The organism is Acuticoccus kalidii (genome assembly GCF_021556395.1).
GTDB lineage: Bacteria > Pseudomonadota > Alphaproteobacteria > Rhizobiales > Amorphaceae > Acuticoccus > Acuticoccus kalidii.
Genome location: NZ_JAKGCS010000013.1, coordinates 22,721 through 30,003 on the forward strand (window position 1 = coordinate 22,721; position 7,283 = coordinate 30,003).

7 protein-coding genes are annotated in these 7,283 nt (G+C 63.0%); 4 read left to right on the forward strand and 3 right to left on the reverse strand.

The features are described from left to right. Window positions 1-4 precede the first annotated feature (4 nt). From ccoN to L1787_RS07940, 3 genes are all read right to left on the reverse strand, one after another. Window positions 5-1,639, reverse strand: a complete 1,635-nt coding sequence (ccoN, locus tag L1787_RS07930) for a cytochrome-c oxidase, cbb3-type subunit I (RefSeq protein ID WP_235708151.1) — start codon at window positions 1,637-1,639, stop codon at window positions 5-7. A gap of 24 nt (window positions 1,640-1,663) precedes the next feature. Beyond that, window positions 1,664-2,080 carry an RrF2 family transcriptional regulator gene (locus L1787_RS07935; protein ID WP_235708152.1) on the reverse strand — a complete coding sequence of 139 codons (417 nt, stop codon included), beginning with the start codon at window positions 2,078-2,080 and terminating at the stop codon, window positions 1,664-1,666. A 460-nt stretch (window positions 2,081-2,540) separates the two neighbouring features. Beyond that, window positions 2,541-4,730, reverse strand: coding sequence for a sensor domain-containing protein (locus L1787_RS07940; protein WP_235708153.1), 2,190 nt, complete (start codon window positions 4,728-4,730; stop codon window positions 2,541-2,543). Between the two features lie 614 nt (window positions 4,731-5,344). Between L1787_RS07940 and L1787_RS26005 the strand changes: the two genes are divergently transcribed. From L1787_RS26005 to tnpC, 4 genes are all read left to right on the forward strand, one after another. Beyond that, window positions 5,345-5,551, forward strand: coding sequence for an IS66 family transposase (locus L1787_RS26005; RefSeq protein ID WP_369415072.1), 207 nt, complete (start codon window positions 5,345-5,347; stop codon window positions 5,549-5,551). Between the two features lie 24 nt (window positions 5,552-5,575). Continuing rightward, on the forward strand, window positions 5,576-5,989 hold the full coding sequence (gene tnpA, locus L1787_RS07945) for an IS66-like element accessory protein TnpA (RefSeq protein ID WP_235708054.1): 414 nt from the start codon (window positions 5,576-5,578) through the stop codon (window positions 5,987-5,989). Then, on the forward strand, window positions 5,986-6,333 hold the full coding sequence (tnpB, locus tag L1787_RS07950; RefSeq protein ID WP_235708053.1) for an IS66 family insertion sequence element accessory protein TnpB: 348 nt from the start codon (window positions 5,986-5,988) through the stop codon (window positions 6,331-6,333). The genes tnpA and tnpB overlap by 4 nt, the downstream gene beginning before the upstream one ends. Before the next feature lie 95 nt (window positions 6,334-6,428). Beyond that, on the forward strand, window positions 6,429-7,283 hold an 855-nt coding region (tnpC, locus tag L1787_RS07955; RefSeq protein ID WP_235708126.1), incomplete at its 3' end, for an IS66 family transposase.

Below are 7,283 nucleotides of genomic sequence, written 5' to 3' on the forward strand. Positions count from 1 at the left end.
ACGATCACTCCGCCGGCTGCAGCGCGAGCGGGCGATCGGTCGCGTCGACCCGCTCAGCTGCTGTACGCATGGTGACGCGGCAGTTGAGGGCGCACAGGATCGCGCCGGCGAGGAAGAGGGCCCCGCCCAACGTGCGTGCCGCGTAGTAAGGCAACATCGCCTCCACAGTCTCGATGAAGCTGTAGGACAAGGCACCGTTTTCGTCGTAGGCACGCCACATAAGCCCCTGGGTAATGCCCGCGTTCCAGAGCGAGACGACGTAGATCAGCGTTCCGGCGATCGCGAGCCAGAAGTGCCATTCCACCGCCTGCGGCCAGGCCATGTGCTCGCGCCCGGAGAGCTTCGGAACGAGGGTGTAGATTGCCCCGAAGACGATCATCGCGACCCACCCGAGCGTGCCGGAGTGGACATGACCGACGGTCCAGTCGGTGTAGTGGGACAACGAGTTGACCGGGCGGATCGCGAGGAACGACCCCTCGAACGTGGACAGGCCGTAGAACACGGCGGCGACGAACATGAAGCGAAGCGTCGCGTCGTCGCGCACCTTGTGCCAAGCGCCGTTCAGCGTGGCGATCGCGTTGCCGGCCGAGGCCCACGAGGGCACCAGCAACATGACGGAGAAGGTCATGCCGAGGGTCTGCACCCAGTACGGGAGGGCCGTATAATGCAGGTGATGCGAACCGGCCCACATGTAAAAGAACACGATGCCCCAGAAGCTGAGAATCGAGAGCCGATAGGACCAGATCGGCCGCTGTGCCCTCACGGGCAGGAAATAATACAGCATCCCCAGGAAGCCGGCGGTCAGGAAGAAGGCCACAGCGTTGTGACCGTACCACCATTGGATCATCGCATCCTGCACGCCAGCCCAGACAGGGAAACTCTCCGCATGCGTCCAGCTCACCGGGATCGCGATGTTGTTGACGATGTGCAGGATCGCCACCACCAAGATGAACGCCAGATAGTACCAGTTGGCGACATAGATGTGCGGTTCGACCCGCCGCATCAACGTACGAATGTAGAGCGTGAAGTAGGTCAGCCAGACGACGACGAGCCAGATATCGGCGTACCATTCCGGTTCGGCGTATTCCTTGGACTGCGTGCTTCCCATCAGGTAGCCGGTCGCCGCCCAGAGGCAGAACAGGTTGTACCCGATCAGCACAAACCAAGGGCTGATGGCGCCGGCGAGACGCGCGCGCGTCGTGCGTTGTAGGACGTAGAAGGAGGTTGCGATGAGGGCATTACCGCCGAAGCCGAAGATCACGCCGGAGGTATGCACCGGCCGCAGCCGTCCATAGCTCGTGGCGGGCCACAGAGGCGTGGCTTCCGGCCAGAACATGAGCGCGGCGAGCCAGACGCCCACCCCCATGCCGACCACTGCCCACACCAGCGTCATGATGATCCCGAACTTGATCGGGGCATCGTAGTAGTGCGTCAGACGATCCCGACCGGGCTCGATGTTGCTGTACATCGAACCGCCGACGATGAACGCCAGGGCCAATCCGACGGCGATCGCCATCCCGCCATGCAGCGCCATGACGCCACGCTGGGCGGCGGCGGCCATGATAAGGCCGAGAAACGCGAGTGCTACCGACAGGCAGAGTGCGATGCGTCTCTCTTCTAGCGTCAGTGTGTCGGTCATATCACTCCTGTCCTAACTACTGCTTCAAGCCGGAACTGACAGCGGAAGCGCAATATCGGCGAGCGTCGATCGGTCCAAGTCTGCAAGGAACGCCTCCTCGGCACGCCGCAGGCGGATTTTTAACCGGCAGATCCCGTCGACCGGACAGCTGCCACCTTCAGCGGCAAAACATTCGACCAGAGGCTGGCCTTCCTCCAGAAGTCTGATGACCGTGCCGAGCCGGATTTTTTCGGCCTTCGTGGCGAGCACCGCACCACCACCTCCTCCTCGCCGAGTCTCGATCATCCCTTCTCGGGCAAGGCGCTGCATGATCTTCGCGAGATGGTTGCGTGAAACGCGAAATTCCTCCGCAAGCTCTGCGGTCGAGAACGCCCGTTCCGGGTGACTCGCCATACGCATCAACATGCGAAGTCCGTAGTCTGTGAAGGATGTGAGACGCATAGCCCGCTCCAAATGAATAGGCATTTCCGATACCTATTCAGAGATCCGGGGTGAGCGCAAGAACGCATTGTGGAGACGGTGGGGTTGTAGGGATGGTAAATCCAATTAAGAGGAGGGACAACGACGACGCCGTCCTCAAAGCCGTACCGGCGCCTTCTTCAACAGCCTGCTAGTGATTGTGAAAGGGGGAGTTAATGGTCCCTATATTGGGAAACGGCGAGGAAGGCTCGGCTAGACCGGCCGAGCGCCTGCCGAGGCCGCGGGCTTGAGGATCAGGATCGATCGACAGCGCGATTCACGTCACGACCATCATCGGCGTTGCGTCTCCCATTGGCCGCGACCGTTCGGTAAACGCCATCCTAGTCAGGGGCAGACCGCGCGCTTGATGCGGCGAAGAACGCCGGCAGAAACACGGTCCCGCTTGCGGATCGAACGAGCTGACAAGGACGCGGGCTAAACTCTAATCTCGCCGGCAACGGACATCGTGCCGCGACCTTATGCTGCCCACCTCCTGATAGACGGCCTTTTCAAGGTCCTCCGGCATGTGCAGGACATATCCCTGTCCAAAGTGGACCCCGAGCGGGCCCAGGGCCGCCAGAAGCTCAGGAGTCTCGACCGCCTCGGCGATCACCTGCATCCCCATACAGTTCGCAAGCCTCACCACCGATTCCACTATGATGCAGCTCGCCTCACTATCGAGTATAGCTCTGACGAAATCGCCGTCGATCTTCACGAACTGCACCGGCAGCTGCTGGAGATAGGCGAAGGTCGCCATCCCGCTGCCGAAATCGTCGAGCGCAAAGCGGAAGCCCCGTGCAGACAATTCCTGCATCGCTGCCGCACTGCGCCGCATGTCTGAGATGGTCGCCGTCTCGGTTACCTCAAAGCAAATTCGCTTGGCATCAACGTTCGGCAGCTCCTCAAGCAGCTTGCCGACGAACGCGAGAAAGCCGGCTGATCCCAGCGTGATCCCCGAGAGATTGATGAAATACCCGACCCTGGCACGGACCTCCGCCGGCAGGGCCGAAAAGTGGGCGAAGCTCTTAGCTACGATATGGCGGTCGAGAGCCTCGATCATGCCAAAGCGTTCGGCCGCCGGAATGAAGCCTGATGGAGGGATATTCTTGCCTTCGATGTCGCGCAGGCGGCATAGAACCTCGAAATAGGTGACGTCTGTCCCGTCATTGGTTCCGATCGGCTCGATCTTCTGTCCGTAGAGCACGACCCTGTCGTCGCGAAGGGCCTCTTTAAGTCGGGTGACGTTGTCCATCTCGGCAAGCTGCCGCCAGACGTCCTCATCCGACGGTAGACCAAGTTTTACGCGATCGCGGCCCGCCTCCTTCGCAAGGAAGCAGGCGGCATCCGCCAGGCCCAGTGCATTTTCGAGGGTATCCCATACTGCATCGGTGAACGTCGCGGCCCCTACACTGAGCGTCACGCCGTAGCGCTTGCCGTTCCAGACAAAATTGACGTCCTTGACGGCACGGCGCAAGCGGTGGGCAAGCTGGACACCCGCATCGCTCGTGTGGTTGGGCAGCAAAAGGGCGAATTCATCCCCGCCCACGCGCGCAAGGTCACCGCTCTCACCCGCAATGGCAGACAAAACGGTCGCCACCTCCTTGAGCAGACTGTCGCCGGCGGCATGACCGCAGCGGTCATTGACGATCTTGAAATGGTCGATGTCCATGTAGAGCAGCGCGTGCGGTCCGGGCCCGGCCACCCGCTCAATGCGCTTGGCGAACTCTCGCCGGTTGAAGAGGCCTGTGAGGGCATCATGAGCGGCCTGATAGGCGACTTCCTGCGCTAGGGTATAGGCTTCGGTGACGTCGTTGCCCTGGACGAAGATCCCAGTCACCTGCCGCGAGGCGTTTAGGACCGGCTGGTAGATGAGATCGATATACCGCATCTCCAGTGGTGCCCCCACCACCCGCTGGAGCTGGATGGGCATGGCGCGGCCGATGAACGGCTCACCTGTCCGGTAGACTCGGTCGAGCTTGTCGAGAAAGCCTTGCGATATGACCTCTGGCAGGACATCCGCCAGTTCATGCCCGATGATCGCCCGGTGTCCCACCAGCTGGTAGTAGGCGTCGTTGGCCAGCTCATAGACGTGGCGGGGACCTTCCAGCACACAGATGAACCCCGGCGCCTGATGAAAAAGCTCTTGAAGCCGCGCGCCCTCCGAGTTCAACACCGACTGCGCAGCGCGGACGACGAGGGCCTCGTCATCGTCGATCGGGTGCTCAGCCTGAGACTGATCTCCTTGTGTAAGTCGTGTGATGTCGAGTGGGCAATGAAGTATTCCGATCATTCTCTCGCCGGAAGAGAACAGAGGGATATTCGAAACCGTCCAGCTCCGCTCGACATTTTTGCCTTCGCTCACGGTAAAACCGTAGCGGGCACTGGAGATGTGTTGTGGCTTTCCTGTGCTAAGAACCCGCCGAAACGATTGTTTGAGCGCGTCCTGCTGCGCGCCATCACTTCCCGGAAAGACGTCGAACAGGAACCTGCCGACCAACGACTGGCGGGAGCGATGCGATATCGCCTCATACGCGGCATTGCAGGTCATATATTTCAGATCGACGTCGAGGATCGCTGCCGGGACAGGCCAAGCATCGAATGCCGCCGCAAAGTCAGGCTTCAATACAGGCATAGGCTACAATCTTGGTTACTTCAACTTCGCTGGAGCGGCAGTCCAATGTGACCATATTTATCACCAAGAGAGCCTGCAGACTGGGGCCCGTAAGAACCGACATGATTAATGTTATCAGAACCCGAGTGCGCCGCTTCAAAAAAGGGGAGAGTGATGATGGCTCGCCAGTTTCGGGGTCTGCCAAGGGAGGCGCGAATTTATGAGGCCCGGGTCCGCTCTTCCTCGGCGGACACGATGCGCTGGCTCGGATCATTCTTCCGCTTCTTACCCTTCGCACCGAGGCCTTGCGGCAGGCGGCGTCCTTGACGAAGGAATGGGTCCGCCAAACAAGAGGGAGTGACGAATGTGTGCGGCTGGTGACGATCCCGGCGTCGGCGTCGGCGCCGTGACGGCAGCGGCGTTCGTTGCCACCATCGATACGCTGGAACGCTTCTCGAGGTCGCGTTTTCAGGATGCACGCAATTTCGGTGAGCGGTGGCATCTTCAAGCCCCGAGAGGCATGACGAAAGGTAAACGTCCGGTCAGCCCGCCTTGTGGTTGTTGTCAATGGACGGAGTCTGCTGAAGGGCGGCGGGCGATAGGTGTCCGCGTACTGGTAAGCGGACACGTGACGTATGACCGGCCACTCGACAGCTGTGCGGCGGCGCCGACGCTATCCCCGCACCCACCTCGCCGGGTTCAGCGGCTTCATGCACTCCGACGGCTATGCCGGCTTCGACGAGCTGACCCGCTCAGGCGCCGTGCGCGAGGTCGCTTGCCTCGCCCATGTTAGGCGTAAGTTCGTCGTAAGCCTCCGGCGGAGGCCGCCTTGCGGGTGGTGAGCGTCGCGGCGGAGAACTGTGCGTATGGACAGGCATACGCACAGGGCGTTCGAGCGGTTGGAGGTGGTCGAGAGGGGCCGCCGGCGTCGCTGGAGCGATGATGAGAAGCTGAAGATCGTGCTGGAGAGCATGGAGGGTCCGCGTCTGGTCTCGGCGACGGCCCGGCGGCACGGGATCTCGCGCTCGCAGCTGGTGACGTGGAGGCGTGCGTTCCGGGTGGAGCCGCCCCGATCTGAGAAGACGCCGACGTTCGTGCCTGCCATCATCGAGCCGGAACCGCATCCGCCCGAGGCGCGAGAGATAGAGCCGCGGCCTGAAACCCCGGTGACGGCCTCGCGGATGGAGATCGTTCTCGCCTGCGGCCGGCGGATCGTCGTCGGCGCCGACGTGGACGGCGAGGCGCTGGCCCGCGTGGTCGCCGTTCTGGAACGGCGATGATCCCGGTTCCGAGTGGCGTGAGGGTGTGGCTCGCGACCGGCCACACGGACATGCGCAAGGGATTCCCCGGCCTGTCGCTGATGGTCCAGGAGGTGCTGCGGCGCGACCCGCTGAGCGGCCATCTGTTCTGCTTCCGCGGGCGCCGGGGCGACCTTCTGAAGGTGATCTGGCACGACGGCCAGGGGGCGTGTCTCTTCACGAAGCGGCTGGAGCGGGGCCGCTTCCTGTGGCCCTCGCCGGCCGATGGCGCGGTGACGATCACGCCTGCGCAGCTCGGCTATCTGCTCGAAGGGATCGACTGGCGTCACCCGCAAGAGACCTGGCGTCCGACGTCGGTCGGGTGATGTTTTGCCTTGGCGCGCCCCGGCGATCGTGATTCGCTCAAGGTGTGAACAGCGCCGCCGATTCGCTCCCCGACGACCTTGCCAGCGCCCACGCGATGATCCGCGCGGAGCGGGCACGCCGCCTTGCCGCGGAAGCGGCGCAGTCGGACGTGACCGCCCTGGTCGCCCATCTCAAGCTCCAGATCGAGAAGCTGAGGCGCGAGCTCTACGGCAGCCGCTCCGAGCGCAAGGCTCGGCTTCTGGAGCAGATGGAGCTGCAGCTGGAGGATCTCGAGACGACGGCCAGCGAAGATGAGCTGGTGGCCGAGACCGCGGCAACGCAGACAGGATCGGCCCCGGCGTTCACGCGCAAGCGGCCCGCGCGCAAACCCTTCCCGGCCCATCTGCCGCGCGAGCGTGTCGTGATCGCCGCGCCGGAGAGCTGCCCGTGCTGCGGCTCGACCCGGCTGTCGAAGCTCGGCGAGGACATCACCGAGACGCTGGAGGTGATCCCCCGTCGCTGGAAGGTGATCCAGACGGTGCGCGAGCGGTTCGCCTGCCGTCAGTGCGAGCGGATCACGCAGCCGCCCGCACCGTTCCACGTGACGCCGCGCGGCTTTGCCGGACCGCACCTTCTGGCGACGATCCTGTTCGAAAAGTTCGGGCAGCATTTGCCGCTGAACCGGCAGAGCGAGCGCTATGGCCGCGAGGGGATCGACCTGTCGGTCTCGACCCTCGCCGACCAGGTCGGTGCCGCGACGGTCGCCCTCGCACCGCTCCATGCCCTGATCGAGGCGCATGTTCTGGCCGCCGAGCGCCTTCACGGCGACGACACCACGGTGCCGATCCTCGCCAGAGGCAAGACGATCACCGGCCACATCTGGGCTTACGTCCGCGACGACCGGCCGTTCGGCGGGAGGGCGCCTCCAGCCGCGCTCTACTATGCTTCGCGCGATCGGCGGCAGGAGCAC